The sequence below is a fragment of the Bradyrhizobium sp. Ken01 genome, assembly GCF_055807355.1.
The window spans coordinates 257,158-284,142 of the sequence record NZ_JBVVPC010000004.1 but is presented as its reverse complement, the minus strand read 5'-3'; the positions used below and the strand labels follow the sequence as shown (position 1 = coordinate 284,142).

28 protein-coding genes and 1 tRNA gene are annotated in these 26,985 nt (G+C 63.6%); 18 read left to right on the top strand and 11 right to left on the bottom strand.

The window, feature by feature from the left end:
- The first annotated feature begins 30 nt into the window (after nucleotides 1–30).
- The 10 genes from AC0L3S_RS06870 to AC0L3S_RS06825 all read left to right on the top strand — a co-directional run bounded on the left by AC0L3S_RS06870 (nucleotide 31) and on the right by AC0L3S_RS06825 (nucleotide 10,979).
- On the top strand, nucleotides 31–1,554 hold the full coding sequence (locus tag AC0L3S_RS06870) for a hypothetical protein (protein ID WP_473278518.1): 1,524 nt from the start codon (nucleotides 31–33) through the stop codon (nucleotides 1,552–1,554).
- On the top strand, nucleotides 1,551–3,071 hold the full coding sequence (locus tag AC0L3S_RS06865) for a glycosyltransferase family protein (protein WP_473264344.1): 1,521 nt from the start codon (nucleotides 1,551–1,553) through the stop codon (nucleotides 3,069–3,071). Before AC0L3S_RS06870 ends, AC0L3S_RS06865 begins: the two co-directional genes overlap by 4 nt.
- A 118-nt stretch (nucleotides 3,072–3,189) precedes the next feature.
- Entirely contained in the window at nucleotides 3,190–3,804 is a 615-nt protein-coding gene (locus AC0L3S_RS06860) for a ribonuclease D (RefSeq protein WP_007603964.1), read from the top strand.
- A gap of 155 nt (nucleotides 3,805–3,959) precedes the next feature.
- Entirely contained in the window at nucleotides 3,960–4,688 is a 729-nt protein-coding gene (gene lptC, locus AC0L3S_RS06855) for an LPS export ABC transporter periplasmic protein LptC (protein ID WP_473278517.1), read from the top strand.
- 5 nt (nucleotides 4,689–4,693) lie between these two features.
- A complete protein-coding gene (locus AC0L3S_RS06850; protein WP_473278516.1) occupies nucleotides 4,694–5,404 on the top strand; it encodes an LptA/OstA family protein in 711 nt (236 codons plus the stop codon).
- Between the two features lie 256 nt (nucleotides 5,405–5,660).
- Complete coding sequence (lptB, locus tag AC0L3S_RS06845) at nucleotides 5,661–6,671, top strand: LPS export ABC transporter ATP-binding protein (RefSeq protein ID WP_473264347.1); 1,011 nt, start codon at nucleotides 5,661–5,663, stop codon at nucleotides 6,669–6,671.
- 91 nt (nucleotides 6,672–6,762) lie between these two features.
- Nucleotides 6,763–8,376 carry an RNA polymerase factor sigma-54 gene (gene rpoN, locus AC0L3S_RS06840; protein ID WP_473278515.1) on the top strand — a complete coding sequence of 538 codons (1,614 nt, stop codon included), beginning with the start codon at nucleotides 6,763–6,765 and terminating at the stop codon, nucleotides 8,374–8,376.
- Between the two features lie 80 nt (nucleotides 8,377–8,456).
- A complete protein-coding gene (gene hpf / locus AC0L3S_RS06835) occupies nucleotides 8,457–9,062 on the top strand; it encodes a ribosome hibernation-promoting factor, HPF/YfiA family (protein ID WP_473264349.1) in 606 nt (201 codons plus the stop codon).
- 239 nt (nucleotides 9,063–9,301) lie between these two features.
- Entirely contained in the window at nucleotides 9,302–9,763 is a 462-nt protein-coding gene (gene ptsN / locus AC0L3S_RS06830) for a PTS IIA-like nitrogen regulatory protein PtsN (RefSeq protein WP_027514736.1), read from the top strand.
- Nucleotides 9,764–9,866: 103 nt separating this feature from the next.
- Nucleotides 9,867–10,979, top strand: a complete 1,113-nt coding sequence (locus AC0L3S_RS06825) for a tetratricopeptide repeat protein (protein ID WP_473278514.1) — start codon at nucleotides 9,867–9,869, stop codon at nucleotides 10,977–10,979.
- An 88-nt stretch (nucleotides 10,980–11,067) separates the two neighbouring features.
- Here AC0L3S_RS06825 and AC0L3S_RS06820 read toward each other — a convergent pair whose 3' ends face one another.
- The 8 genes from AC0L3S_RS06820 to AC0L3S_RS06785 form a co-directional block, all read right to left on the bottom strand.
- A complete protein-coding gene (locus tag AC0L3S_RS06820; protein WP_007598581.1) occupies nucleotides 11,068–11,340 on the bottom strand; it encodes a BQ00720 family protein in 273 nt (90 codons plus the stop codon).
- Nucleotides 11,341–11,390: 50 nt separating this feature from the next.
- Nucleotides 11,391–11,816: an Hsp20 family protein gene (locus AC0L3S_RS06815; protein ID WP_007598583.1), complete on the bottom strand. Its 426-nt coding sequence runs from the start codon at nucleotides 11,814–11,816 to the stop codon at nucleotides 11,391–11,393.
- 302 nt (nucleotides 11,817–12,118) lie between these two features.
- Complete coding sequence (locus AC0L3S_RS06810) at nucleotides 12,119–13,198, bottom strand: sn-glycerol-3-phosphate import ATP-binding protein UgpC (RefSeq protein ID WP_473264351.1); 1,080 nt, start codon at nucleotides 13,196–13,198, stop codon at nucleotides 12,119–12,121.
- Nucleotides 13,199–13,203: 5 nt separating this feature from the next.
- A complete protein-coding gene (gene ugpE / locus AC0L3S_RS06805) occupies nucleotides 13,204–14,052 on the bottom strand; it encodes a sn-glycerol-3-phosphate ABC transporter permease UgpE (RefSeq protein ID WP_063992189.1) in 849 nt (282 codons plus the stop codon).
- The gene (gene ugpA, locus AC0L3S_RS06800) at nucleotides 14,052–14,933 is read right to left on the bottom strand and encodes a sn-glycerol-3-phosphate ABC transporter permease UgpA (RefSeq protein WP_007603953.1); all 882 of its coding nucleotides are present in this window, start codon (nucleotides 14,931–14,933) and stop codon (nucleotides 14,052–14,054) included. Before ugpA ends, ugpE begins: the two co-directional genes overlap by 1 nt.
- A gap of 47 nt (nucleotides 14,934–14,980) precedes the next feature.
- Nucleotides 14,981–16,297, bottom strand: a complete 1,317-nt coding sequence (ugpB, locus tag AC0L3S_RS06795; protein ID WP_473278512.1) for a sn-glycerol-3-phosphate ABC transporter substrate-binding protein UgpB — start codon at nucleotides 16,295–16,297, stop codon at nucleotides 14,981–14,983.
- Nucleotides 16,298–16,713: 416 nt separating this feature from the next.
- Nucleotides 16,714–17,931, bottom strand: a complete 1,218-nt coding sequence (locus tag AC0L3S_RS06790) for a CaiB/BaiF CoA transferase family protein (RefSeq protein WP_473278511.1) — start codon at nucleotides 17,929–17,931, stop codon at nucleotides 16,714–16,716.
- A 173-nt stretch (nucleotides 17,932–18,104) separates the two neighbouring features.
- The gene (locus tag AC0L3S_RS06785; RefSeq protein WP_007598424.1) at nucleotides 18,105–18,530 is read right to left on the bottom strand and encodes an organic hydroperoxide resistance protein; all 426 of its coding nucleotides are present in this window, start codon (nucleotides 18,528–18,530) and stop codon (nucleotides 18,105–18,107) included.
- A gap of 153 nt (nucleotides 18,531–18,683) precedes the next feature.
- Here AC0L3S_RS06785 and AC0L3S_RS06780 point away from each other — a divergent pair, with 153 nt between their 5' ends.
- Nucleotides 18,684–19,145 carry a MarR family winged helix-turn-helix transcriptional regulator gene (locus tag AC0L3S_RS06780; RefSeq protein ID WP_473264354.1) on the top strand — a complete coding sequence of 154 codons (462 nt, stop codon included), beginning with the start codon at nucleotides 18,684–18,686 and terminating at the stop codon, nucleotides 19,143–19,145.
- A 2-nt stretch (nucleotides 19,146–19,147) separates the two neighbouring features.
- Here the strand turns inward: AC0L3S_RS06780 and AC0L3S_RS06775 are convergent, their stop codons facing one another.
- The 3 genes from AC0L3S_RS06775 to AC0L3S_RS06765 form a co-directional block, all read right to left on the bottom strand.
- Entirely contained in the window at nucleotides 19,148–19,384 is a 237-nt protein-coding gene (locus AC0L3S_RS06775) for a GIY-YIG nuclease family protein (protein WP_473278510.1), read from the bottom strand.
- A 161-nt stretch (nucleotides 19,385–19,545) separates the two neighbouring features.
- Nucleotides 19,546–19,621, bottom strand: a tRNA-Ala gene (locus AC0L3S_RS06770).
- Nucleotides 19,622–19,687: 66 nt separating this feature from the next.
- Nucleotides 19,688–20,098: a TIGR02300 family protein gene (locus tag AC0L3S_RS06765; protein ID WP_007598417.1), complete on the bottom strand. Its 411-nt coding sequence runs from the start codon at nucleotides 20,096–20,098 to the stop codon at nucleotides 19,688–19,690.
- 112 nt (nucleotides 20,099–20,210) lie between these two features.
- On the opposite strand from AC0L3S_RS06765, the gene aroA reads away from it, so the two are divergent.
- The 7 genes from aroA to AC0L3S_RS06730 all read left to right on the top strand — a co-directional run bounded on the left by aroA (nucleotide 20,211) and on the right by AC0L3S_RS06730 (nucleotide 26,948).
- Entirely contained in the window at nucleotides 20,211–21,608 is a 1,398-nt protein-coding gene (aroA, locus tag AC0L3S_RS06760) for a 3-phosphoshikimate 1-carboxyvinyltransferase (protein ID WP_473278508.1), read from the top strand.
- 10 nt (nucleotides 21,609–21,618) lie between these two features.
- Nucleotides 21,619–22,224 (top strand): hypothetical protein, encoded by a 606-nt coding sequence (locus AC0L3S_RS06755; RefSeq protein WP_473264357.1) that lies wholly within the window; start codon nucleotides 21,619–21,621, stop codon nucleotides 22,222–22,224.
- A complete protein-coding gene (locus AC0L3S_RS06750) occupies nucleotides 22,202–22,609 on the top strand; it encodes a hypothetical protein (protein WP_473264358.1) in 408 nt (135 codons plus the stop codon). The genes AC0L3S_RS06755 and AC0L3S_RS06750 overlap by 23 nt, the downstream gene beginning before the upstream one ends.
- Nucleotides 22,610–22,614: 5 nt before the next feature.
- Nucleotides 22,615–23,253 (top strand): (d)CMP kinase, encoded by a 639-nt coding sequence (cmk, locus tag AC0L3S_RS06745; RefSeq protein ID WP_473264359.1) that lies wholly within the window; start codon nucleotides 22,615–22,617, stop codon nucleotides 23,251–23,253.
- A gap of 266 nt (nucleotides 23,254–23,519) precedes the next feature.
- Nucleotides 23,520–25,226 (top strand): 30S ribosomal protein S1, encoded by a 1,707-nt coding sequence (gene rpsA / locus AC0L3S_RS06740; protein ID WP_007598413.1) that lies wholly within the window; start codon nucleotides 23,520–23,522, stop codon nucleotides 25,224–25,226.
- Nucleotides 25,227–25,490: 264 nt separating this feature from the next.
- Nucleotides 25,491–26,471, top strand: a complete 981-nt coding sequence (gene sppA, locus AC0L3S_RS06735; RefSeq protein WP_007598412.1) for a signal peptide peptidase SppA — start codon at nucleotides 25,491–25,493, stop codon at nucleotides 26,469–26,471.
- A gap of 171 nt (nucleotides 26,472–26,642) precedes the next feature.
- Nucleotides 26,643–26,948, top strand: coding sequence for an integration host factor subunit beta (locus tag AC0L3S_RS06730; RefSeq protein WP_007598410.1), 306 nt, complete (start codon nucleotides 26,643–26,645; stop codon nucleotides 26,946–26,948).
- Nucleotides 26,949–26,985: the final 37 nt, after the last annotated feature.

The window sequence follows — 26,985 nt, the reverse complement described above, 5'->3', positions numbered from 1 at the left end:
CATCGGGCTCGCTTTGTCGTGAGGGAAGCGGTGGATCAGCACCAGGTCTGGCACGAGCCGGCATTCGACAGGGTTGCGAACGCGATCAGCCCGTTCTTCCTGAGATCGGGAATTTATCTGTTCCTGGTCTCGTTCATCTGCCTGTTCTACGTCTTGAACGCACCGCTTCTGCTCGGTCATTACGATCTGGGCTGGCATCTGGCGGCCGGGGATCTGATCCGGGAACGCAACGCCATTCCGCTGCAGGACCCCTGGTCGTTCACCCACGGCGACAAGCCGTGGTTCAATCTGTCCTGGCTCTGGGACGTGCTTGCCAGTGCGACGCTTCAATACGCAGGCTTCGGCGGCCTCGTCCTGTCGACCGTGGCCTGTGGCGCAGCGATCGCCGGCATCCTGACTGCGATCTCTCTTGGCTACGGCGCGTCAGCGATCGCGGTTTGCGTCTCGGTCTTCCTGGTCTGCCTGCTCTATCCCGCTTACGAAGTTGCGCCGAACATGTATCTCGCGGTCGCGCCGAATACATGCACGATGTTGTTCTGCGTCGTCTTCTATCGCGAATGCCTGCGACGAACGCGATGGTTCGTGCTTCCAGTGTTGATGGCGTTGTGGGCCAATCTGCACGGCGGCTTTCTGCTCGGTTTTTTCGTGATCGGCGTCTTCTGCGGCGCCGCCTTGCTCAGAGCGGCCTGGGCCGATCTCAGGGTCCTTGCTCTCGCGGGGATCGGGTGCCTTGCTGCGACATTCGTCAATCCGCTCGGCTGGAATATCTATGCCGGGGCCGCCGCGACGATGGGGCACTTCGTTCAGGGTAATATTACCGAATGGCGGTCCTACTACGACAACATTGAAATACCCGGCAGCATTCCGGGTATCCTGTACATGCTGGCCTTCGTCGCGCTCGAGCTTCGCTACAGAAACTCCAGGCCAATCCCGCTCGAACCGAGATTGATGTCCTGGCTGTTCCTGATTCTCGGACTGTATCAGTTCAGGTACATCGCGTTCTTCTTCATCTTCTCGACTGCGCCGATGGCGCTTCACCTCAGCCGCCTGCTGCCTCGGCGTCTCACCGCCGTTGACGTGCGGGGAGCGTTGCTGGCCGCCGGCATCGTCGGTCTCGGCACCTTGCCGCTGGCTTACTTGCGTGTCGCGCCGGCGCTCGCACTTCCGACGATGCTGTCGAGCGAAGATGCCAGCCATCTGCAAAAGCATTTCGCCGATGCGCGGGTCCTGAACCATTGGAATATCGGCGGCTACCTGATTTTCGCGACGCACGGCACCGTTCGCCCGTTCGTCGATGGCCGCGCCGCGACCGCCTATCCGGACGATTTGCTGCACGACTATTTCAAGCTGGTGAGCTGGGAGATCGACGAGTCCGCGTGGGATATGGTGCTCGACAAATACCGGATCGACGCCGTGCTGTGGGTCAGGGCACACGAACAGCTGCGGCAGTTCCTGGTGGAGCGACGAGGCTGGCGTGAGCAATACACTGGCGCTTACGTGACCGTTTACGTCAGGCCGCAATCCGGTTTCGATGGCGAAGCCAAGAGACAATGACGACCAGCGCCGCAGCTCTGTCCGCCATCGCGCCCGCCGTCAAAGCCGAGAGCTTCGCGACGCGGTACGGCGCCCTGTGCGCATTGCTGCTGCTGGCTGCGGCAGTCCGGCTGCCGCTCGCCTTCTGGCCGAACATCGTTCACGTCGACGAGCTGTATCAATATCTGGAGCCGGCCTGGCGCCTGCTTGGCCATCAGGGGGTCGTCACCTGGGAATGGCGCGACGGCATCCGGAGCTGGTTTCTGCCGACCTTGTTCGCAGGGCCGGTCGCTCTCGGCGACTGGCTTGCGCCGGGCGGATGGGGCGCCTTCGTCGTGCCTCGCCTGGTGGTAGGGCTTGCCTCGCTCTCGATCGTCGTGACGGCCTGGCATTTCGGCGAACGCATCTCGAGGTCGCATGCCGTCGTTGCGGCGTTTGCCGCCGTGGTCTGGTTCGAGCTGGTCTACTACGCGCCTCACACGCTGAGCGAACCGCTGGCGACGGCCGCGATCCTGCCGGCGGCTTATCTGCTGACCGGCGAGCTCGCGCGAAACCGGCTCTTCGCCGCAGGCGCATTGCTCGCTCTCGCCTGTGTCTGGCGCTTTCAATATGTGCCGGCTTGCGCGGTGTTTGCGTTGGCGGCGTGCTGGCGCGACCTGCGAAACGCGATTGCCCTGGTCGCGGGCGGATGCGCCGTCCTGGTGCTGTCCGGCGCCATCGACCTGGCCCACGGCTCAACGCCGTTTGCGTGGCTCGTCTACAATATTCAGCAAAATCTCCTGCATGACCGCGCATCGGAATTCGGTGACGCGCCGGCGGCCGCTTACGTTCTGCAGGCTTCGATTCTATGGTCGGGCACGACGCTGCTGATGCTGCTGGCGCTCTGGCGCGGCTGGCGACATGCCCCCCTGCTGATCGTCGCGGCTGTCGTGAACGTCGCGTTTCACAGCATGATCGTGCACAAGGAATACCGGTTCATTTTCCTGTCGATCGCGCTGCTGATCATCGCGGCGGCACTTGGCTCCGCCGATTGGGTCCGGATGATGCGTCGGCAAAGCGCATGGCGCTCCCGGGCACTTGCCGTCGTGTGTGGCGGCTGGCTGCTGCTCTCGCTCGGTCTGTCGGGCGCAACGCTCATCATGCGTGACAACTGGATGCGCGGCATCGGCGTCGCCCAGCTGATGGCGGAGCTCGAGGCCGATCCTGAATTTTGCGGGCTGGCCCTGTACGCGATCAACTATCCGTTTGTGCCCGGACGTGGGCAGCTCGCGGCCCGCAAGCCGATCTATTCCTTTTATCGGGACGACCCGCTGGCCAAGGGGCGACTTCCGGCTGTGGTGAAGACGCACCAGGCCGGGTTCAACCGCATCATCGGCCCGGCGAGCCTGGCCAGCGAATTGCCGGCGGATTTCTCGCCACGAAGTTGCGCAATGATGAGCGATGACAAGCCGGCCTGCGTCTTCGCGCGGCGCGGCGCTTGCGATGCGCCCGCTAGCCCCTTCGGCGTCAACGACGTGCTCGTGCGCCTGAACTACTAGCCGCGTCTGACGCTTGCGCCGGCGGCTGCCAGCGGATACATCGCGGCCGGCCCTCGCCAGCGTCTGTCCCGGGGATTAGCCTGCAAAGCGCACCGATTCGATTGAGGTTTGAAACGCCATGACCGTACGCCTGCACCGCGGCGACCTGCCCGATCTGTCCCGCTACACCGGAGCGGTGGCGATCGACACCGAGACCATGGGCCTGAACCCGCATCGCGACCGGCTTTGCGTGGTGCAGCTCTCGCCCGGCGACGGCAGCGCGGACGTGGTGCAGATTCCCAAGGGTCATACCGATGCGCCGAACCTGAAGGCCCTTTTGGCCAATCCGGCGAACACGAAAATCTTCCACTTTGCGCGGTTCGACGTCGCTGTGCTGTACCAGACGTTTGGCGTCATGACCGGGCCGATCTACTGCACCAAGATCGCCTCCCGCCTGATCCGCACCTATACCGATCGCCATGGCCTCAAGGACCTCGTGCGCGAGGTGCTCAATGTCGACCTCTCCAAGCAGCAGCAATCGAGCGATTGGGGTTCCGACAGCCTGACCGAACCGCAGCTCGCCTACGCCGCCTCCGACGTGCTGCATCTGCACGGCCTGCGCGAGCGGCTCGATGCCATGCTGGTGCGGGAAGGCCGCACCGCGCTGGCCAAAGCCTGCTTCGACTTCCTGCCGACCCGCGCCTTGCTCGATCTCCAGGGCTGGGCCGAAGAGGACATTTTCGCGCATTCCTAGCGTTTCCCGTGGCGGCAGGTGGGGCGCCGGATTGGGCCATCGCCCCGTTTCAGACACTTTCGTAACGGCCTGTCGCTGGCTGCATATTTTGGCGTTGCCGGCTACAATGGGGCGCCCGCCAGCCGGACAAGGCGGGCGACACCTCAGGAGCCCAGGTGAATTCGGCCCATAATCCCACCTACGACGCCGCGCTTGCGGCGAAGTTCGCCAGCGCGGCGCGCCACAGCCGCCTGGTGCGGATTCTGCGCGTCGCGGTGCCGGCGACAGTGGCCGCGGCAATGGGTCTGCTCGTCCTCATCTCGACCATCTTCAACCCGTTCCAGATCCCCGTGAAGCTCGACTCCGGAAATCTCGTGGTGACAGGCACCAAGATCACGATGGAATCGCCGCACATGTCCGGTTTCACCCCGGACCAGCGGCCCTACGAGCTCTGGGCCAAGACCGCGACCCAGGACATCACCGATCCCGATCATGTCGATCTCCACGATTTGCGCGCGAAGGTGCTGATGGAAGACCAATCGACCCTGTTCCTCGATGCCCGCACCGGACGGTTCGACAACAAGCAGCAGCAGCTCGACCTGCACAAGGACATCTTCCTGCGCACCTCGAGCGGCTACGAGGCGCGGCTGAACTCGGCCTTCGTCGACATGGGCAAGGGCACGGTCTCCTCGGACGAGCATGTCGACGTCAAGCTGACCAACGGAACGCTGACCGCGGACCGGCTGCGGATCACGGAGGGCGGAGACGTCATCCGCTTCGAAGGCAATGTGGTGATGCACCTCGACAAGCTGGACGACCCCGCCGCCGCCCAGCCTGCGCCGGCCGAGCCTGCGCCGCCGGCGAAGACACGTACGCCTCAGAACAAGTCTGCCAATTCAAAGTGATTTTCATGATCAGGTTTTTTCCGCGCAACAATGACAAGCGGCGCGTCCTCCCTGGTGCGGCCGCGCTCGCTGTCGGCGTCGCGCTGATCGCAACGGGTGCGGCGATCGCGCAGAGCACGATGCAAGGCGTGCCCAACGCCATGCAGGGCTTCTCGCAGAACCGCGATCAACCGATCCAGATCGAAGCCGCCTCGCTCGAGATGCGCGACAAGAAGAAGGAAGCGACCTTCTCCGGCAATGTGAAGGTCATCCAGGGCGACACCACCATGACTTCGAAGACGCTGGTGGTGTTTTACGATTCGGGCGGCGACAAGCCGGCCGCGCCGCAGCCTGCGGCGAAGACGGCAAAGGGTGCGCCGATGCAGTCGGCGACGCCGGGGCCGGGGGGGAACTCCTCGATCAAGCGGCTGGAGGCGCGCGGCAATGTCGTCGTCACCCAGAAGGACCAGGTGGTAACGGGCGAGACCGCCGTCTTCGACACCCGGACCAACCTCATCACCATGCTTGGGGGCGTCGTCTTGACGCAGTGCAAGAACGTGCTGCGCGGCGACCGGCTGGCGGTCGACATGACCACGGGCGTGTCGCGTGTGGAATCCGATAGCGGCCGGGTGCAGGCGCTGCTGCCGCAGGGCGGCGGCAATGATTGCGGATCCGGAGGCGCGGGCAAGCCCGGCGCGGGACCTCTGCAATTGCCTGGCGCAACCAAGCTCAAATGAGCTGAAGCCAGTCAAAGTAAATTTGAAGAATGATTTCAGATGCTTGGGTTGATCACTCCCGATCCGAGGTTGAAGCTTGCGCGCCGAGACTGTATCTAGCGCGAAGGGCTTTCGAAGCGGGGTTCGCCGCTTTTCGGGCGTGTTTCACTGGGCATGAGACATCCCTTCATTCATGCTGCGTCGGCGAATCCTGAGGCCGGCGCGGCAGTTCGCGCGAAAACCGCGCAGGATCGTCGCGAAAGGCTAGAAGGCGGGGATGGTCGATCTCTTCAGCATGTTCCGTCGGCGCCCCGCCAAACGCGGCCGGCCAGGATTTGCGCGTCAGGACATCACCGCGCTCGGTGACAGCGTCGGCGGTCTTGTGGCTAGCCCGGTCAGGGACGCGCCGCCGATCGCCCGTAACCAACCGATGCATGCACCCGATCAGTTCCAAGGGGACTATCAGGGCGACTATCAGGCCGAGCCGCCTCGGGCTCAGGCGGTTCACCCGGTCAGGGCTGCCGGCAGGCCCAACGGTTCCGGCGGGCCTCAGCTCTTGAAGCGCCCGGGCTTCCTGGCTGTGCATAGCGTGGAAAAGAGTTTTGGCAGCCGGCAGGTCGTGCGCGGCGTCAGCATCTATGTGCGCCGCGGTGAAGCGGTCGGCCTGCTCGGCCCCAACGGCGCCGGCAAGACCACCGTGTTCTACATGATCACCGGCCTGATCAAGGCGGATCGCGGCGCGATCGAGCTCGACGGCCACGACGTCACCAAGCTGCCGATGTATCAGCGCGCGCGCCTCGGCATCGGCTATCTGCCGCAGGAGGCCTCGATCTTCCGCGGTCTCACCGTCGAACAGAACATCCGCGCCGTGCTCGAAGTGGTCGAGCCCTCGCGCAAGAAGCGCGAGCAGCAGCTCGATTCGCTGCTCGACGAGTTCAACATCACGCGCTTAAGGAAATCGCCGTCGATCGCGCTGTCCGGAGGTGAGCGGCGCCGCGTCGAGATCGCGCGCGCGCTGGCGACGCGTCCGAACTACATGCTGCTCGACGAGCCCTTTGCCGGCATCGATCCGATCGCGGTCGGCGACATCCAGGACCTCGTCCGCCACCTCACCAACCGCGGCATCGGCGTGCTGATCACCGACCACAATGTGCGCGAGACGCTCGGCCTTACCGATCGCGCCTACATCGTTTATGCCGGTGAAATCCTGACCGAGGGCAGCCCGGAGGAGATCGTCGCCGATCCGGACGTGCGCCGCCTTTACCTTGGCGAGGAATTCCGCCTCTAGCCCGTTTTTCGATTTCGTCAAGACGTGTACATCGGGCTCGGACTAAGATAAGCAAAAATCGGACCAACTTTTTGGGATCGGTTCTTGCTTCATGGCGCTTTCGCAGAGATTAGAGTTCCGGCAGTCGCAGTCGCTGGTCATGACGCCGCAGTTGATGCAGGCGATCAAGCTGCTGCAATTGTCCAATCTCGATCTCACGACGTTCGTCGAAGAGGAACTCGAGCGTAACCCGCTGCTGGAACGGGCCAATGACGAGCCGCCCCCGGGCGAGGGCCCGGCCGAGACCGGCCAGTTCAACGACGGCGACGGCGGCCACAACGACGAGCCCGGCGGCGGCCCGGGCGAAGCCTTCGAGCCCGGCCAGGAAGAGTGGATGAGCAAGGATCTCGGCACCCGCGCCGAGATCGAGCAGACCATGGACACCGGGCTGGACAATGTCTTTTCCGAGGAACCGGCCGAAGCGGCGGCGCGCAACGCCCAGGATGCGGCGCCGACCACCTATACCGAATGGGGCGGCGGCGCCTCCGGTGACGAGGATTACAATCTCGAAGCCTTCGTCGCCGCAGAGACCACGCTCGGCGACCATCTCGCCGAGCAGCTCTCGGTTGCCTTCACCGGGGCCGCGCAGCGCATGATCGGCCAGTATTTGATCGACCTCGTCGACGAGGCTGGCTATTTGCCGGGCGATCTCGGCCAAGCCGCCGAACGGCTGGGGGCATCGCAGCAGGACGTCGAGAACGTTCTTGCCGTGCTGCAAAAATTCGATCCGCCCGGCGTCTGCGCGCGCAATTTGAGCGAATGCCTGGCGATCCAGCTCCGCGAGCTCGACCGCTACGATCCCGCGATGCAGGCCCTGGTCGAGCATCTCGACCTCCTCGCCAAGCGCGACATCGGAGCCTTGCGCAAAGTCTGCGGCGTCGACGACGAGGACATCGCCGACATGATCGGCGAGATCCGCCGGCTCAATCCCAAGCCGGGCATGAAGTTCGGCTCGGCCCGGCTCCAGACCATGGTGCCCGATGTCTATGTCCGCCCGGGTCCCGACGGCGGCTGGCATGTCGAGCTCAACAGCGACACCTTGCCGCGCGTGCTGGTCAACCAGACCTACTATTCGCAGCTCTCGAAGAAGATCGGCAAGGACGGCGACAAATCCTATTTCACCGACGCGCTTCAGAACGCGACCTGGCTGGTGCGCGCGCTCGACCAGCGCGCCCGCACCATCCTGAAAGTCGCAACCGAGATCGTGCGCCAGCAGGACGGCTTCTTCACCCATGGCGTGGCGCATCTGCGACCGCTGAATCTGAAGGCCGTCGCCGACGCCATCCAGATGCATGAATCCACGGTGTCGCGCGTCACCGCCAACAAATACATGGCGACCAATCGCGGCACGTTCGAGCTGAAATATTTCTTCACGGCCTCGATCGCCTCGGCCGATGGCGGCGAAGCGCATTCGGCCGAAGCCGTGCGTCACCACATCAAGCTGCTGATCGATGCGGAGGCGCCGTCCGCGATCCTGTCCGACGACACCATCGTGGAACGCTTGCGCGGCTCGGGCATTGATATCGCCCGCCGCACGGTCGCGAAATACCGCGAAGCCATGCGCATTCCTTCCTCGGTGCAACGCCGTCGCGACAAGCAGAGCGCTCTTGGTAACGTCCTCTCCACCGCCATGGCCGATCGCTCCCGCAATCCCGAACCGGCCTGATTGCGCCGGCGCCAAATCGCGCTACTCTCGATCCGCTATCGGGCCCGATCCTGGCCAGGCACGAACCAAGCGAGGTTCACATGACTCTCCGCATCTCGGGAAAGAGCGTCAATGTCGGCGAGGCCCTGCGCGGCCGGGTCACCGACCGGACCGAAGAGGTCCTGCGCAAATATTTTGATGGCAATTATTCCGGCCACATCACGCTGAGCAAGGACGGCTTCGGCTTCCGCACCGACTGTGCGCTGCATCTCGATTCGGGAATCACGCTCGAGGCCGACTCGAACGCGCCGGACGCCTATGCCAGTGCCGACCAGGCGCTCCTGATGATCGAGAAGCGGCTCAAGCGCTACAAGAGCCGGCTCAAGGACCGCTCTGCCCGCAAGGCTCATGTCGCCTCCGCGGCGCTGGCCGCCATGGATGCCACCAGCTACGTGCTGGAGGCACCGGGCGAAGGTGAGGACGAGGACGAGATCACCGGCTACAGCCCCGTCATCATCGCCGAGGCCACCACCTCGCTGAAGCCGCTGTCCGTGAGCGAAGCGGTCATGGAACTCGACCTCAGCGGGGCGCCCTGCCTGGTGTTTCAGCACGGTTCCTCGGGCCGGGTGAACATCATTTACCGCCGGGCGGACGGCAATGTCGGCTGGATCGACCCCCCGGGGGCCAAGGCGGATGGCAAGGCCTGAGGGGCCATTGGGCGGCACCCTGGAACCCCGCCCCGGGGCTCCTTTCCGCCTTAACAATGACCGGGGCAAAGCTGCACGCGGGAGTTGGCACCGGGATTGCGTTGGAGTAGAAGCCCCCCACATCAGGGGCGAGCTAAGTCCGCCTCCTGCTTGAACTTCTCGACGTCGGCCCGCCCAGGTTCTTTGTCCAGGCTGGCCAATTCGGAACCTGACGTTTTCATTCACCTCGGAAGACTTCCATGCCGATTACCGATCTGGTCGCGCCCGAGGCGATTCTCCCGGCATTGAAGGTCAACAGCAAGAAGCAGGCGCTTCAGGAACTCGCGGCCAAGGCCGCCGAGCTGACCGGGCAGAACGAGCGTTCCGTGTTCGAGGTGCTCCTGCAACGCGAGAAGCTCGGCACCACCGCGGTCGGCTACGGCGTCGCCATCCCCCACGGCAAGCTGCCCAAGCTGGAAAAGATCTTCGGCCTGTTCGCCCGTCTCGATCGTCCGATCGATTTCGAATCGATGGATGGCCAGCCGGTCGATCTCGTCTTCCTGCTGCTCGCCCCCGAAGGCGCCGGCGCCGATCATTTGAAGGCACTGGCCCGCATCGCCCGTCTCCTCCGCGACCAGGACATCGCCAAAAAGCTCCGCGCCTCGCGCGATGCCCAGGCGATTTATTCGGTGCTGGCGCTACCGCCGGCGACTGCGGCGTAACCCTTCTCCCTCGAACCGACGCAGCGCCGTCTGCGACCTATTGTGCAGCCGGGCGCTGCGATATTTCGTCTCCGGCACTGTTTCGGCGCGGGGATTTTGCAAGATGATTTGCGGTTCGATCGGGCGGGTCTTCGGTCTGCTTTGCTCCGTCACCATTGTCGCCACCGCCGTGGCCCGCGCCGACGAGGCGTCCAACGACCGCGTCATCGCGGAGAAGACCGAGGTCATTGCAGCCGATGCAACCAATGCGGTCGCTTACGAGCTGCGCGGCGAAGCCTGGTACATGAAGCGAGACTGGAATCGCGCCTTCGAGGATTGCAGCGCCGCGATCCGGATCGATCCAAATTTCGGGCGGGCCTATCACTGCCGCGGGCGGGCCTATTCCGCCAAAGGCGATCGCGATCACGCCATGATCGACTACAACGAGGCCATTCGCCTCGACCCAAATTATGGGCCGTCCTATACCTCGCGCGCCGAGGAGTATTTCAACAGGGGCGATTTTGATCGCGCGATCGCAGGCTTCACCGAGGCCATCGAACGCAGCCCCAAGCAGGCTTACCGTGCGCTCGTCATGCGAGGGGAGGCGTATGCAGCGAAGGGCGACACCGATCACGCCGTCGCCGACTACAGCGAGGCGATGCAGCGCAATCCGGCCGCCGCCTGGCCCTACGAGTTGCGAAGCACCATTCGCTCCCACAAGGGCGAGATCGATGCGGCTCTGGACGACTGCGACAGCGCAGTCCGTCTGGAGCCCGGAAGGGCCGGCGGCCACTATTGCCGGGCCATGGTGTTTCTGAAGAAGGACGATGCTGACAGCACCATCCGGGAGCTGGATGACGTTACCAGGATTACGCCGTCTTTCGCAAAGGCCTATCTCGTTCGCGGCGTCGTCCTGCACGGAAAGGGCGACGACAAACGTGCCCTTGCCGATTTTGACGAAGTGATCCGGCTACAGCCGGGGAATTCGGAGGCCTACAACAGTCGCGCCGGTCTGTTTCGGGACATGGGACAGCACGATCGCGCGCTCGCCGACTATAACGAGGCGATCCGGCTCGATCCCAAAAGCCAGCTCGCCCTGGTCAATCGTGCCCTCCTCTACATGATGATGTCCGACCCAAAACATGCGCGCGCGGACTTCAACAGCGTGCTCGCGCTGCCACTGAGCGACAAATGGGCCGTGGACACGGCGCGCGAAGGACTTGGCTTTGTGAAGTGATGGCTCGACGGCTGCTAAAAGCAAAACGGGCACGCCTTCCTGCGAAGGCATGCCCGCTTGAAACCCTATTCGTGCGACGTGCGCGTGCTCAGTGCACGCTCACCGCTTGCAGCTCGTTGCTCCAGGCGTTGGCGATCGCGGCTTCGCGGCTGTCGGTCAGCATGATCGGCGTGCCGTCGGCGGCGTGGAGCGCGAAGAGCTTGAGGCCCGGCGCGATCTTCGGCGCTTCGGGAAACAGGCCCGGCACATCCTCGGAGCGGATCTGCTTCACATAGGCGATATGGCCTTCGCCGAGGGTTGCCAGCGTCTCGGGCGAGACATTCTTGGCTTCGTATTCGAACGCAACGTGACCTTCACTCATGGTCTCGACTCCTCTGGAACACTAAGCGGTCGAGTCCGCTACTCGTTCCATTATTCGTGCTCATTGATAGCGATTGTCTTAACGATCCTCTCCGGTTCCGGCCGGGCAAGATCGATCGCCAGCAATCCGTTCTTCAGATCCGCACCCAGCACCAGCATCCCCTCCGCCAGCACGAAAGTGCGCTGGAAGTGGCGCGCGGCGATGCCGCGATGGATGTATTGCCGGGTCTTGTCGTCCTGCTGCCGTCCGCGAATGACGAGCTGGTTTTCCTCAATGGTTACATCGAGTTGGTCGCGGGTGAATCCGGCGACCGCCAGCGTGATCCGCAAACGCTCGGGCTGGCCCTCCGATCGGTCGCACCTCTCGATATTGTAGGGAGGGTAACCGTCGGCGCCTTTGACGACCCGATCGAGCACGCGCTCGATCTCGTCGAAGCCCAGCAGGAACGGACTGGAAAGCGTGGGAACACGAGACATAGTTTACAAAGTCCTCTCGAAGCGACTTTGGTGCATCAGGGCCCGTACAGGCACCCCTTGACCAGCAATATGGGCATATCCGCGTGTAGGTTCAAGGACGTAGCCGGGGGCTGTGGATGGGCAGCTCACCCGCTCTGCCATGCACGAAGGCTGACTTGTCGTCATGGCGCGAAACGCCTGCGACAGGCCCGGCACGACGAAATCGCGGCGCGATTTTTCTCAACAAAAACAAACCCCCTTCTACTGTGCATGGGGTTGTTTTCGCGGTTTTTAATCGACGGCCCCCCCCCCCCGGAACCGGGTCAGGCCTCGATCCGCGTCCGGCCGTCGCCGCTGAACAGATGCAGCTTTTGGCGCGTCGCTGCGACGCGGATCTTCGCGCCGATCGGCGGCGCCTCGGAGCCGGGAATGCGCACGATGACCTCGCCGGGCGGCAGTTCGCCGGGATTGGCGGCGATGCGCTGCTCGTCCTGAGCCCGCGTGCCGTAGACGAAGGTTTCGGCGCCGACGCGCTCGATCGCTTCCACGGTGAGCGGGAGCGCGACGCCGCCCGCCGGGGTCTGGTCGGTGATGACGAAGTCTTCCGGGCGGATGCCGAGGATGCCGGCGTCGGTGCTGCCGAGCTGCGATTTGATCTCGTCGGCGCGAATTGACATCAGATTCATCGGCGGCGCGCCGATGAAGGAGGCGACGAAGGTCGTCGCCGGCTTCTCGTAGATCGCCAGCGGATTGCCGACCTGCTCGACCTGGCCGCCGTTCATCACGACGAGAATGTCGGCTAGCGTCATCGCCTCGAGCTGGTCGTGGGTGACGTAGATCGACGTGGTGTTGAGCCGGCGCTGCAATTTGCGGATCTCGACCCGCATCGCGATGCGGAGCTTGGCGTCGAGGTTGGACAGCGGCTCGTCGAACAGAAACACCTTGGGCTGACGCACGATGGCGCGGCCCATGGCGACGCGCTGGCGCTGGCCGCCGGAGAGCTGGCGCGGCTTGCGCTCCAGCATCGATGTGAGCTCGAGCACGCGCGCGGCTTCGTCGACGCGGCTCTTGACCTCGGCCTCCTTCATGCCGCGGTTGCGCAGGCCGTAGGCCATGTTGTTGAAGACGCTCATATGCGGATAGAGCGCGTAGTTCTGGAACACCATCGCGATGTCGCGATCGGCGGGCTCGATCTGGTTGACGATGCGGCCGCCGATGTCGATCTCGCCGCCGGTGACGGTCTCGAGGCCCGCGACCATGCGCAGCAATGTCGACTTGCCGCAGCCGGAGGGACCGACCAGCACGCAGAACTGGCCGTCGCCGACATCGACGTTGACGCCCTTGATGGCCTCGAAGCCGCCGGGGTAGGTCTTGCGGACGTTGCGCAGGGTGACGTTAGCCATGGGATTTACTTTTCCGTCTCCACGAGTCCGCGCACGAACAATTTCTGCATCACGACGACGACGAACACCGGCGGCAGCATCGCCAGCACGGCCGTCGCCATCACGATAGGCCATTCGGTCAGCGCGTCGGTGGTGGTGATCATCTTGCGGATGCCGACCTGGATGGTCTGCATGTCGTCGCGGGTGGTGATCAGCAGCGGCCAGAGATATTGATTCCAGCCGAGGATGAAGAGGATCACGAACAGCGCCGCCATATTGGTGCGCGACAGCGGCAGCAGCGTATCCCAGAAGAAGCGCAAGGGACCGGCGCCGTCGATGCGCGAGGCCTCCAGCAGCTCGTCCGGCACGGTCATGAAGAACTGGCGAAACAGCAGCGTCGCGGTGGCCGAGGCGATCAGGGGCAGCGCCAGGCCCGCATAGCTGTCGAGCATGTGCAGATCTGCGACGATCTTGTAGGTCGGATAGATGCGCACCTCGACCGGCAGCATCAGGGTGATGAAGATGATCCAGAAGATCGGCATCCGGAACGGAAAGCGGAAATAGACGATCGCATAGGCCGAGATGATCGAGATCGCGATCTTGCCGACCGCGATCAAGAGCGCCATCACCAGCGAGTTCAGCATCATGTTGCCGACGGGCTCGCGGGTGGAGCCGCTCGTGCCGACGAAAATGGTCTGGTAGTAGACCTCGAAGAAATGACCGCCCGGCAGCAGTGACATCTGTCCGTTGGCGATCAGCGCGTTGTCCTGGGTCGAGGCGACGAACGCGATGTAGACCGGGAAGGCGACGATCGCGATCCCGATCCAGAGGATGATGTGGGCGATGTAGCGCCGGAAGCCCTCTTCCTCGACCATCAGTAGGTCACCTTGCGTTCGACGAACCGGAACTGGATTCCGGTGAGCACGATGACCATGACCATCAGGATCACCGACTGCGCCGCCGAGCTGCCGAGATTGCCGCCGAGCAGGCCGTCGGAATAGACCTTGTAGACCAGCGTGACCGTCGACGTTCCCGGACCGCCGCGGGTCATGGTGTCGATGATGCCGAACGTGTCGAAGAAGGCGTAGACGATGTTGACCACCAGCAGGAAGAAGATGGTCGGCGACAGTAGCGGGAAGGTCACGGTCCAGAAACGCCGCATCGGGCGGGCGCCGTCGATCGCGGCGGCCTCGAACACGCTCTTCGGGATTGCCTGCAGGCCGGCGAGGAAGAACAGGAAATTATAGGAGATCTGCTTCCATGCGGCGGCGAGGATGATCAGCGCCGCGGCTTGGTCGCCGTCGAGCAGCGGATTCCAGTCGATGCCCATGTTGCGCAGATAGCGCGAGAGCACGCCGAGCGAGGGATGCAGCATGAAGATCCAGAGCACGCCGACCACGGGCGGCGCCACCGCATAGGGCCAGATCAGGAGCGTGCGGTAGAGCATCGAGCCACGCAGCGGTTTGTCCGCCATCACGGCGAGCAGCAGCGCGAAGGACAGCGACGAGACGGCGATGGCGAACGAGAACAAGAACGTTCGGACGATCGCCTCGAAATAGGCTGCGTCCTTGAACAGCTCGATGTAATTCTCGAACCAGACAAAGGTGGTCGATAGACCGAACGCATCCTGCAGCAGGAAGGACTGGATCACCGCCTGCAGGGCCGGCCAATAGAAGAAAATCAGGACGATCGCGAGCTGCGGCGCAACCAGCGCGTACGGTAACAGCCTTGACTGGAAAATGGCTTGCTTTTGCATGATGCCAGCAGAGCGGCAGGCCGGGTCGCGGCCTGCCGCTCATTGCCTCACTTAACGGCGGTCTTTTCGAACTGCCGCAGCATCGTGTTGCCGCGCTCGACCGCGGAGTCGAGTGCCTGCTTGGCGGTCTTCTTGCCGGCCAGCGCCTGCTCGATCTCTTCCGACCAGACGTCACGCAGCTGCACCATGTTGCCGAGGCGCAGACCGCGCGAGTTCTCGGTCGGCTCCTTGTTGGTCAGCTCGAGCAGCGGCGTTTCGAGATAGGGCTGATCCTTGTAGAAGCCCTCTTCCTTCGCCTTGGCGTAGGCCGCCTTGGTGATCGGCAGATAGCCGGAGGCCTTGTGGATATAGACCTGGCGATCAGTGTCCGAGAGGAAGGTCAGGAACTTCGCGACGCCCTTGTATTCCTCGGCCGACTTGCCGCCCATCACCCACAGCGAAGCGCCGCCGATGATCGAGTTCTGCGGTGCGCCCTTGACGTCGGGATAATAGGGCATCGGCACGGCTGTGAAGTTGAACTTGGCCTGCGCCTTGACGTTGCCGAAGAACGCGGACGAGGTCAGGTAGATCGGGCATTCGCCGGAGGTGAAGCGACCCTCGCCGGTGTTGGTGCGGCCGGCGTAGTCATAGGTCTTGGTCTTCTGCAGCTCGACCAGGGTTTCGAGATGCTTGACCTGAAGCGGTCCGTTGAACTCGAGCACGGTGTCGAAGCCGTCGAGGCCGTTGGCCTTGCTGGCGAGCGGCAAATTGTGCCAGGCCGAGAGCTGTTCGAGATTGACCCAGGTGACCCAGGAGCCCGAGAAGCCGCAGGTGTCGTGACCCGCAGCCTTCAGCTTCTTGGCGGCCTCGAACGTTTCGGGCCAGGTCTTCGGGATCTCGACATTCGCCTTCTTCAGCTCGTCGAGGTTGACCCACATCACGGTCGAGGACGAGTTGAAGGGGAAGGACAGCATTTCGCCCTTCGACGTCGAATAATAGCCGGTGATGGCGGGCAGGTAGATCTTGGGGTCGAACTTCTCGCCGGCGTCGGCCATCAGCTTGTAGACGGGCTTCACGGCGCCGGTCGCGGCCATCATGGTCGCGGTGCCGACTTCGAACACCTGCATGATGTGCGGGGCATTGCCGGCGCGGAACGCCGCGATGCCGGCGTTCATCGTATCGGGATAGTTGCCCTTGTAGGTCGGGATCACCTTGTAGTCGCTCTGCGACGCGTTGAAGTCGGTGGCGAGCTTGACGATGACGTCGTTGTTGGCCCCGGTCATCGCGTGCCACCACTGGATTTCGGTCGCGGCCAAGGCCGGCGAGGCCGATAGTCCTACCGTGAGTGCAATAGCGGCAGCCGCTCCAAACTTTCTAAGAGCCATCAAGTAAACCTCCCTTGGCCGTTCTCTTGGGCCGTCAAAAATGATCGCTTGCGCTAGCAGCGCCATATGACGTTCACATGACTGTGTAAGCGGGCGAAACGAAAGCGGCAAGCGCTGGAAAAGGGAAGCCGTCAAATAGGCGAATGCCGCGCGCGCAGCGTCCTCCATTCGCGGTGCACAGAGCGCCCGCGCCGCAGTGCGGCATTGGACGTCATCGCGGAATGGCAGTGGAAGATCGCCGATGCCGCTGCGAGCTCGAAAACCTCTCCCGCTTGCGGGAGAGGTCGCGCCGAAGGCGAGGGTGAGGGCTCTCTCCGCTTGGGGATTGTCCCGTTGCGGAGACACCCTCTCCCCAACCCTCTCCCGCAAGCGGGCGAGGGAGCGCGCCTACGGTGAGGCTCGATCTTCGTCTTATCTCAGCGCTTGCGTTCCGGGCCGCAGACCGTGCCCTGCTCGACCATCGCGTCGATCTCGGACCTGGAGTAGCCGAACTCGCCGAGCACCTCGGCTGCGTGCTGGCTGAATTTCGGCGGCAGGCGATGCAGGCTCGGCTTGCTGCGGTCGAGCCGGATCGGGGACGCCACGCCCTTGTACCAGTCCTTCTCGATAATATCGCCGCGCGCGATCGTGTGCGGATTGGTCAACGCCTGGTCGATCTTCTGCACGGGGCCTGCGGGCAGGCCCGCGGCGAGCAGGCGATTGCACAGCGGCTCGGCCTCGTGCTGGCTGAACACGGCGGCGAGTTCGGCCCGCAGCGCTTCGCGATTGGCGATGCGGTCCTTGTTGCGCGCAAAGCGTGGATCGGTGCCGAGCTCGGGCTTGCCGATCTCCTTGGCGAGCTTGCGGAAGGTGCCGTCATTGCCGACGCCGATGAAGATGTCGTCGGTCTTGGTCGGGAAGATCGCATAGGGCACGAGGTTGGGATGCTCGTTGCCGGTCAGCGCCGGCGGCTTGCCATGCATGAAATAATTCGCGGTGTGCGGATGCATGATGGCGAGACCGGTCTCGTACAGCGTGGTCTCCAGGAACTGGCCCTGGCCCGAGCGCTGCCGCTCCGACAGCGCCATCAGGATGCCGATCGCCGCATAGAGGCCGGTGCCGATGTCGACCAGCGGCACGCCGATCCGCATCGGTCCGCTCTCGGGCGAGCCGGTCGCCGCGATCATGCCGGTCATGGCCTGGATGATGGCGTCATAGCCGGGATTGCCGCCGCGCGGGCCGTCGGCGCCGAAGCCGCAGATCCGGCAATGCACGAGGCGCGGGAATTTCTCGCGCAACACGTCGTTGCCGATGCCCCATTTCTCCAGCGTGCCCGGCTTGAAGTTCTCGATCAGGACGTCGGCGCTCTCCAGCATCTTGAGCAGCACGGTCCGGCCGCCCTCGGAGGCGAGGTCGAGGCCGATCGAGCGCTTGTTGCGGTTGATGCCGATGAAATAGGCCGCGTCTTCCTCGTGGAAGGGAGGGCCCCAGTCGCGTACCTCGTCGCCTGCGGGCGGCTCGACCTTGATCACGTCGGCGCCGTGGTCGGCGAGGATCTGGGTGCAATAGGGACCGCCGAGCACGCGCGTGAGATCGATGACGCGCAGGCCGCTCATTGCACCCGTGGCGGCTCCAGAACTGGCGGCTTCAGTCATGCCTTCGCGTCCCCTGTGTCGATGTGATCACAGGCCTAACGAGGTTCGTCCGAGCCGGCAATGGCTTCCCGCGTAGGGCCTCATGCAGGCCCGTCGCCGCAATCCCGTGGGATGGCAAATCAAGGGAAGCGGCCGGCCCGAGGGATCCCGGGTCGGCCGCTTCAGCTAACCGATCAGACGACCGTCAGGCGAACGTCGACATTACCGCGCGTCGCGTTGGAATAGGGGCACACCTGGTGCGCCTTCTCGACCAGCGCCTCGGCTTCCGCGCGGGCGAGGCCCGGCAGTGATACGGCAAGGTCGATGTCGAGACCGAAGCCGCCGGCCGCGCGCGGGCCAATGCCGACGGTCGAGGTCACGGAGGCGTCGGCCGGAACCTTGGGGCCGCCCTGCGAGGACACGAACTTCATCGCGCCGATGAAGCAGGCGGCATAGCCCGCCGCAAACAGCTGCTCGGGATTGTTGCCGGCGCCGCCGCCGCCGCCGAGCTCCTTCGGCGTGGTGAGCTTGACGTCGAGCGCGCCGTCGAGGGTCGCAGCATGGCCGTCGCGGCCGCCGGTGGCCTTTGCGCTGGTCTTGTAAAGGACATTCACTGACATTTTCGTCTCCCTGTGTTTTCGGGTGGGGTGCGATCCTTATTGCAAACAATTAGATTGTGGGCAATTGAAATCATGGCGTCTCACATTTAATTGTTCGCAATTGAATGTGGCGACGGCCGGCCCCAGAATGGAGCTGGTCCTGTGAGATTCTCGATGCCCCGGAAACATTCTGCAGCGGACACGCCGCTTCGCCTCGACAACCAGATCTGCTTCGCGGTCTACTCGGCCGCGCATGCCTTCAACCGCGTCTACAAGCCGCTGCTGGACCGGCTCGGCCTGACCTATCCGCAATATCTGGTGATGCTGGTGCTGTGGGAGCGCGACGACGTGCCGGTCAAGACCATCGGCGAAAAGTTGTTCCTGGATTCGGGAACGCTGACGCCGCTGCTCAAGCGGCTCGAGGCGGCCCACCTCGTCAAGCGCACGCGCTCGAGCGAGGACGAACGTCAGGTGCTGATCGCGTTAACCCCGCAGGGCCACGCCCTGAAGGACAAGGCGCGCGCCGTGCCGCAATCGATCCTGGCGGCGTCGGACTGCTCGGTCTCGGAACTGGTCGCGATGAAGGATGAAATCGTGGCGCTGCGCGATAGGTTGAATGCGGTGATCGGGGAGTAGGGTTAGAAGTGCTTCTTCGCGAAAGCGCGACCCGAGCCAGATTTCAGGTGTCGCTCGAAGGCGACAGCGCGTGCCGCGTCATCAAACGCGAAATAGGTCCGAATTCGCCAAGGTCCGTACTTCGACGTGTGTGGCACCTCACCGGCGTTATGTTTTGCCAAACGGGCTCGTAAGTCGTCGGTAATGCCAACGTAGAAGTGCTCGGAATCAAGGCTTTCGAGAATATAGACGTATTTCATTCCGCTTCCTCCCTGAGGGTAGGATAGCAGTTCCCAGGAGCCTTGAGGTGCTTGCCTCGTCCGCCGTCGCCCTCCGGGCTATGGCGAGACAGCCTTCGCTCACTTCGCTACGAGGGACTTCCCGGGCTTGCCCAGCCGAAGCTCGCGAAGCGAGCGAAGGCTGGTGGAGCCAGGCGGGATCGAACCGCCGACCTCTTGCATGCCATGCAAGCGCTCTCCCAGCTGAGCTATGGCCCCTTAACCGTCCGACGCGCCTTGGGCGACGCGTCGGGAAAGACCCAGAACCACAGTTCTGGAATTATCTCAAGTCTCTTCGTCACCGCCGACATCACCAATGATGTCGGTGACGTCCTCATCGCCTTCTTCGTCGTCGGCGATAAAGGTCGAATCATCGTCGTCATCGTCCTCGATGGTCTCATCGACTTCGATGTCGTCCTCGGATTCGGGCACGACCGCCTTGACCTTGCCGGTGTTCTCCTCGGCATCGGCCTCCTCGAGCGAGACCTCCTCGACCTCCGCCGGCTCCGGCGTGGCGTCGGCGGCAGCGGCTGCGTGGCGGGCTTCGGCGCCACGGGGTGCGCGAGCCGGCGCGATGGGCGCGATCGGCACGACTTCTCCGGTATAGGGCGAGATCACCGGATTCTTGTTGAGGTCATAGAACTTTTTGCCCGTGGTCGGGCAAATACGTTTAGTTCCGAGTTCGGACTTGGCCACGGCAGAGGAATCCTGGGAATGTCTGAAAAGCGGTGCTTCACTTGGCTAGTTGGCGGCCCGCTGTCAATAGCGCATTACGGGAGAACGACATGCCCGTGACGGCGGGGAGACCATGTGGTACCTGCCCCGCGAGTCCCGCAGGGACGTTTCGGGCCTATCCAAGGACACAAACTTGACCGATTCCGACAAGCCGACGCCGCTCCAGTCGCGCGCCAGCGGTCCCCTGACCGGGAAAGTACGGGTGCCCGGAGACAAGTCGATCTCCCACCGTGCCCTCATCCTCGGTGCGCTCGCAGTTGGAGAGACGCGGATTTCGGGCCTCCTGGAGGGCGAGGACGTCCTTAACACCGCCAAATCCATGCAGGCACTTGGCGCCAGGGTCGAGCGCACCGGAGATTTCGCCTGGAAGGTGAACGGCGTGGGTGTCGCGGGCTTCGCGGAGCCCAAAGCGCCGCTGGATTTCGGCAACTCCGGCACCGGCTGCCGGCTCGTCATGGGCGCCGTCGCCGGCTGCCCGATCTCTGCGATTTTCGACGGCGATGCCTCGCTGCGCAGCCGGCCGATGCGCCGGATCCTGGATCCGCTGGAAAAAATGGGTGCGAAGGTCGTCGCCGGCGGCGAGGGCGGTCGTCTGCCGCTGACCGTCCAGGGCGCGCGCGATCCGCTGCCGATCACCTACAAGACGCCGGTGGCGTCGGCCCAGATCAAATCCGCCGTCCTGCTCGCGGCCCTGGCCGCGCCGGGCACCACCACCGTGGTCGAGACCGAGGCCAGTCGCGACCATACCGAGCTGATGCTCAAGCATTTCGGCGCCGAGATCACCTCGGTGCAGGAAGGTCAGCACGGCCGCCGTATCACGCTCGTGGGCCAGCCTGAGCTGCATGGCGCCAATGTCGTCGTGCCCGCCGATCCCTCGTCGGCGGCGTTCCCCATCGTTGCTGCGCTGATCGTCGAAGGCTCCGAAATCATCCTGTCCGATGTCATGACCAATCCGCTGCGGACCGGTCTTTTCACCACGCTGCGCGAAATGGGTGCCTCGATCGAGGAAAGTGAAGTTCGCGGCGACGCCGGCGAGCCGATGGCGAAGCTGCGCGTACGCGCCTCGAAATTGCGCGGTGTCGAAGTGCCGCCGGAGCGCGCACCGTCGATGATCGACGAATATCTGGTGCTGGCGGTGGCGGCCGCCTTCGCCGAGGGAACGACCATCATGCGCGGCCTCCAGGAGCTGCGTGTCAAGGAATCCGACCGTCTCGAAGCCACTGCCGCCATGCTCCGCGTCAACGGCGTCAAGGTCGAGGTCTCCGGCGACGATTTGATCGTCGAAGGCCGCGGCCACGTTCCGGGCGGCGGCATTGTGGCCACCCACATGGACCATCGCATCGCGATGTCCGCGCTGGTGATGGGCTGCGCGTCGGACCAGCCGGTGACCGTCGACGACACCGCCTTCATCGCCACCAGTTTTCCGGATTTCATCCCAATGATGCGTTCGCTTGGGGCCGATTTTTCATGAGGAAGCTGCCATGAGCGCAGCCTTCGATCGCGATGCCTTGCTGGACGCTTTCGATTCGATAGGCCGTGCTGCGGCCGAGGCTGGAACGAAGCTTCAGATCGCGGTCTATGGTGGCTCCGCCCTCATGCTTGCCAGCAACTTTCGTTTCGCGACGGAAGACGTCGATGTCTCGAAGCTCGAGCGTCCGCTGCCGGATTGGCTGGAGGGGATCACAGCCGAAATCGCCGCAAGGAATGGATGGGGCGCCGACTGGTTCAACGATCACGTGGTGTTTCATCTCAGCCCACTGGCCGACCGGGCCGCGGATCATCTCGAATTCGGCACTTTCCCGCGTGACGGCACGCCACCGGGACTTGAGGTCTCAGTGCCCTCCGCTGCATATCTTCTCGCGTTGAAACTGAAGGCATTCCGGGTCACGGATCCCGTTCGCGGGGAGACGGAGCGGCTCGATATCCTGAACTTGATGAAAGTGGTTGGAATCGCGACCGTAGAGGAAGCCATCGCACTGCTTGGCCGGTATTTTCCGGTGAGCGCGGCCTCCTCGGAAAAGCAGCGCTTCCTTTTGAAGAACATGAACCCGGAGGGAGGAGCGGATGCGCCCAAATACCCTCGCTGAGGCCGTCGATCGCATCCGCGCCGGCGCGCCGCAGGACGTCACGCTGGCCGAATTCATCGACACATTCGATCTTGCCGGGACGAGCAGGGCCCAGTACCAGGCCATCGAAGACGAACCAGTATTGACGCGAAACGATCGGCTGGACGCCCTTGTCGGCGCGATCGCCGAATATCTGGCAAAGCAGCGTCGCCTCGGGCGGGTGCCGGCGTGGGTCTGCGATCCGGCGCGGCGTCTCGCCGAGCCGTGGTTCACCGCGTCATCCCCATCGGATGCGATGCGAGAATATTTGACTTACGCGAGCCCCGCCGAATTCGCGTCCCGCAACATCTTCACGGAGGAGCGGCCATTGCGACGCGCCCGTAGTCCCCACGCAGTCAAGGTTTGAGTGATATGATCATCGCCATCGACGGGCCCGCGGCGTCGGGCAAGGGCACGCTCGGCAAGCGCCTTGCCCACCATTACGGCTACCGTCACCTTGATACCGGCGTGATCTATCGCGCGGTGGCCTATTCCCTGATGCAGTCCGGGCATGATCTCCGGGACGAGGCGGCGGCGGTCGCTGCGGCGCTGGAACTCGATCCCGAAAAGTTCGGCAATCCGGCCCTGAAGACCCAGAAGGCGGGCGAGGGCGCCTCCATCGTCTCGGCGATCCCCAGAGTGCGCGAGGCCCTGATCAACTTTCAGCGGCAATTCGCCGCCGATCCGCCCGGCGCCGTGCTTGACGGACGGGATATTGGAACCGTGATCTGCCCCCATGCCGACGTGAAGATCTTCGTCGTCGCCGATCCCAAGGTCCGCGCCCGCCGCCGGACCATGGAGGCCAAGGCGCGGGGCGAGGAGGCCGATGAGGCGGCGGTGCTTGCCGACATCATCCAGCGCGACGAACGCGACAAGAACCGCCCCATTGCGCCTTTAAAACCGGCCGCGGATGCTTACTTGCTAGATAACTCCCAACTGGATATAGAAGGCGGCGTCCGGGCCGCCATCGACATTATCGAGGCTGTCCGAGCGGGCCGGTCGCGGGGTTAAGCCGCTGCCGTCATTGGAGGAAGCGCCCGCTCCCGCTCTTTGAGGTCGATACTCTCGGTCCCTGCTTGGGGCCGACGCGATCCAGGCTCCGGACAAAAGATTTCCACGTATCGCACGCGCGGGCCTCAGCCGGCCCGCTTCCGCTGTTCCGCCTCCAGGTCGGAGCAGCGAGCGGTCGCTCGAAGGTTCTGCGGACCTTCCGACACTGCGCGTACGATGCGCCCAAGAACCCAACGGCCGGCATGACATCCGCAACTGGAGAACAAATGGCTTCGACTTCTGCTGATACCTATAGCCCGTCGCGCGACGATTTCGCCGCGATGCTCGACGAGTCCTTTGCAGGCGGCAACCTGCAGGAAAGCTCAGTCATCAAGGGCAAGGTTGTTGCAATCGAAAAGGACATGGCCGTCATCGACGTCGGCCTGAAGACCGAGGGCCGCGTTGCCCTGCGCGAATTTTCCGGCCCCGGCCGCGACAGCGAGCTCAAGGTCGGCGACGAGGTGGAAGTGTTCCTCGACCGGATCGAGAACGCCCTCGGCGAAGCCGTGCTGTCGCGCGACAAGGCGCGCCGCGAAGAGAGCTGGGGCAAGCTCGAGAAGGCTTTCCAGAACAACGAGAAGGTCAACGGCGTCATCTTCAACCAGGTCAAGGGCGGCTTCACCGTCGACCTCGACGGTGCCGTGGCCTTCCTGCCGCGTTCGCAGGTCGACATCCGTCCGATCCGCGACGTTGCGCCGCTGATGAACAACTCGCAGCCGTTCCAGATCCTCAAGATGGACCGTCGCCGCGGCAACATCGTCGTGTCGCGCCGCACGGTTCTCGAAGAGACCCGCGCCGAGCAGCGTCAGGAGCTGGTGCAGAACCTCGAAGAGGGTCAGGTCATCGACGGCGTGGTCAAGAACATCACCGATTACGGTGCGTTCGTTGATCTCGGCGGTATCGACGGTCTGCTGCACGTCACCGATATCGCGTGGCGCCGCGTCAACCATCCGACCGAGGTGCTCTCGATCGGCCAGACCGTGAAGGTCAAGATCATCAAGATCAACCACGAGACGCACCGCATCTCTCTGGGCATGAAGCAGCTGTTGGACGATCCGTGGCAGGGCATCGAAGCCAAGTACCCGCTGGGTGCCCGCTTCACCGGTCGCGTCACCAACATCACCGACTACGGCGCGTTCGTCGAGCTCGAGCCGGGCATCGAAGGCCTGATCCACGTCTCCGAGATGTCGTGGACCAAGAAGAACATGCACCCCGGCAAGATCGTTTCGACCTCGCAGGAAGTCGAAGTGCAGGTGCTGGAAGTGGATTCCGTCAAGCGCCGCATCTCGCTCGGCCTCAAGCAGACCATGCGCAACCCGTGGGAGGTCTTCGTCGAAGGTCATCCGACCGGTTCGACGGTCGAGGGCGAAGTCAAGAACAAGACCGAGTTCGGTCTGTTCCTGGGCCTCGAGGGCGACGTCGACGGCATGGTCCATCTCTCCGACCTCGACTGGAAGCAGCCGGGCGAGCAGGTGATCGACAACTACAAGAAGGGCGACATGGTGAAGGCCGTGGTGCTCGATGTGGACGTCGAGAAGGAGCGCATTTCTCTTGGAATCAAACAGCTTGAAGGCGACCCCTTCGCCGAGCCGGGCGATGTCAAGAAGGGCGCGGTCGTGACCTGCGAAGTGATCGACGTGAAGGAGAGCGGCATCGAGGTGAAGATCACCGGTACCGACTTCACCACGTTCGTGAAGCGCTCGGAGCTCGCCCGTGACCGCAACGATCAGCGCGCCGAACGCTTTGCCGTCGGCGAGAAGGTCGATGCCCGCGTGATCCAGTTCGACAAGAAGGCCCGCAAGGTGCAGGTGTCGATCAAGGCGCTCGAAGTCGCCGAAGAGAAGGAAGCCATCGCGCAGTATGGCTCCTCCGATTCGGGAGCGACGCTCGGCGACATCCTGGGCACGGCGCTCAAGAACCGCGACACCAAGTAAGCGAACCGCAGGTTTCGCTGCATCAAAGCCCCGGCGTGAGCCGGGGCTTTTTTGTTGTTGAGGTCGTAGCCCGGATGGAGCGAAGCGAAATCCGGGATTCGTGCGGCCGGGGGGATTCTCCCGGATTGCGCTTCGCTCCATCCGGGCTACGCGGCTACCGGCCTTGTTTTCTTCTAATTGCGCCGCAATTGATGTATCCAGATAAGCCAATGGTGACGCTGCGACGGCAACAACGCGCCTGGCCTTTCACTTGGAGACATTGAGATGTCGCTCGATTCGGACATCATCGTCGATCGCCGCAGGATCCGCCGCAAGCTGACGTTCTGGCGCGTATTGGCCGCGCTGATCGCGATCGCGGCGATCGCAGGCTTCGCGCTGGTCGCGACGCCGGGTGCGCGCGGCACGTTCGCGTCCGCCGGCTCGATCGCGCGGGTCCAGATCGATGGCCTGATCCGCAGCGATTCCGATCGCACGCAGGCGCTCGAGCGGCTGGAGAATTCGCAGGCCGCCGCCGTCATCGTTCACATCAATTCGCCGGGCGGCACCACCGCCGGCTCCGAGCAGCTCTACGATTCCCTTGTGAGTCTGAAGGCAAAGAAGCCGCTCGTCGTCGTCGTCGAAGGCCTCGCGGCTTCCGGCGGCTACATCACCGCGATCGCCAGCGATCACATCATCGCCCAGCAGAGTTCGCTGGTCGGCTCGATCGGCGTGCTGTTCCAGTTTCCGAACGTCTCGGAGCTGTTGAAGACCGTCGGCGTCAAGGTCGAGGAGGTAAAATCCACGCCGCTGAAGGCCGCGCCCAACGGTTTTGAGCCGACCAGTCCCGAGGCACGGGCGGCGCTCGATGCGCTGGTGAAGGATTCCTATGCCTGGTTCAAGGGATTGGTGAAGGACCGGCGTGGCATGGATGACACGCAGCTCGAGAAAGTGGTTGATGGCCGTGTCTTCACCGGACGCCAGGCCATCGATCTCAAGCTGATCGACCAGATCGGCGACGAGAAGACCGCCGTAACCTGGCTGGTCGAGCAGAAGGGCGTCAAGAAGGGGCTCTCCGTGCGCGATTACAAGCTGCAGCCGCGCTTCAGCGATCTGCCGTTCCTCAAGACGGCGGCCGCAGTAACGCTGGAAGCACTGGGTTTAGGCTCGATTGCGCATCAAATCGGACAAACCGGCGTCGCACAGGCGGTCGATCGGCTCGGAATGGATGGAATGCTCGCCTTGTGGCAGCCGGCGGCGTCGAACTGACGGAACCGGGCGAGTCCCGGAGGTTTTTCCCGTTCGGCGCGTGCAGGGCCAGCCTGCTTTTTTGGCATTTGTCACGTATTTTCACGACGCTCAACCTTCATTTAGCGTCTTGACAGATCACGGTATTTTCACGGAAATGGTCGTCCGCACGCTCCCGGGTCCTATCTCTCGATGATCAAATCCGAACTTGTTCAGCGTATCGCCGAGCACAACCCGCATCTGTACCAGCGGGATGTCGAGAACATTGTGAATGCGATTCTCGAAGAGATCGTAGCGGCTCTCGCGCGCGGTGACCGCGTCGAGTTGCGCGGCTTCGGTGCCTTCTCGGTCAAGCACCGCCCTGCACGCGCAGGGCGCAATCCGCGCACCGGCGCCCATGTCCCTGTCGATCAGAAGAGCGTTCCGTTCTTCAAGACCGGCAAGGAAATGCGCGAACGGCTGAATCGCGACCATCCGGATCCAGGCGCGCCAGACTGAGGTCCACCTCAGGGTTTCCCGCGGTCGCCAGTGATGC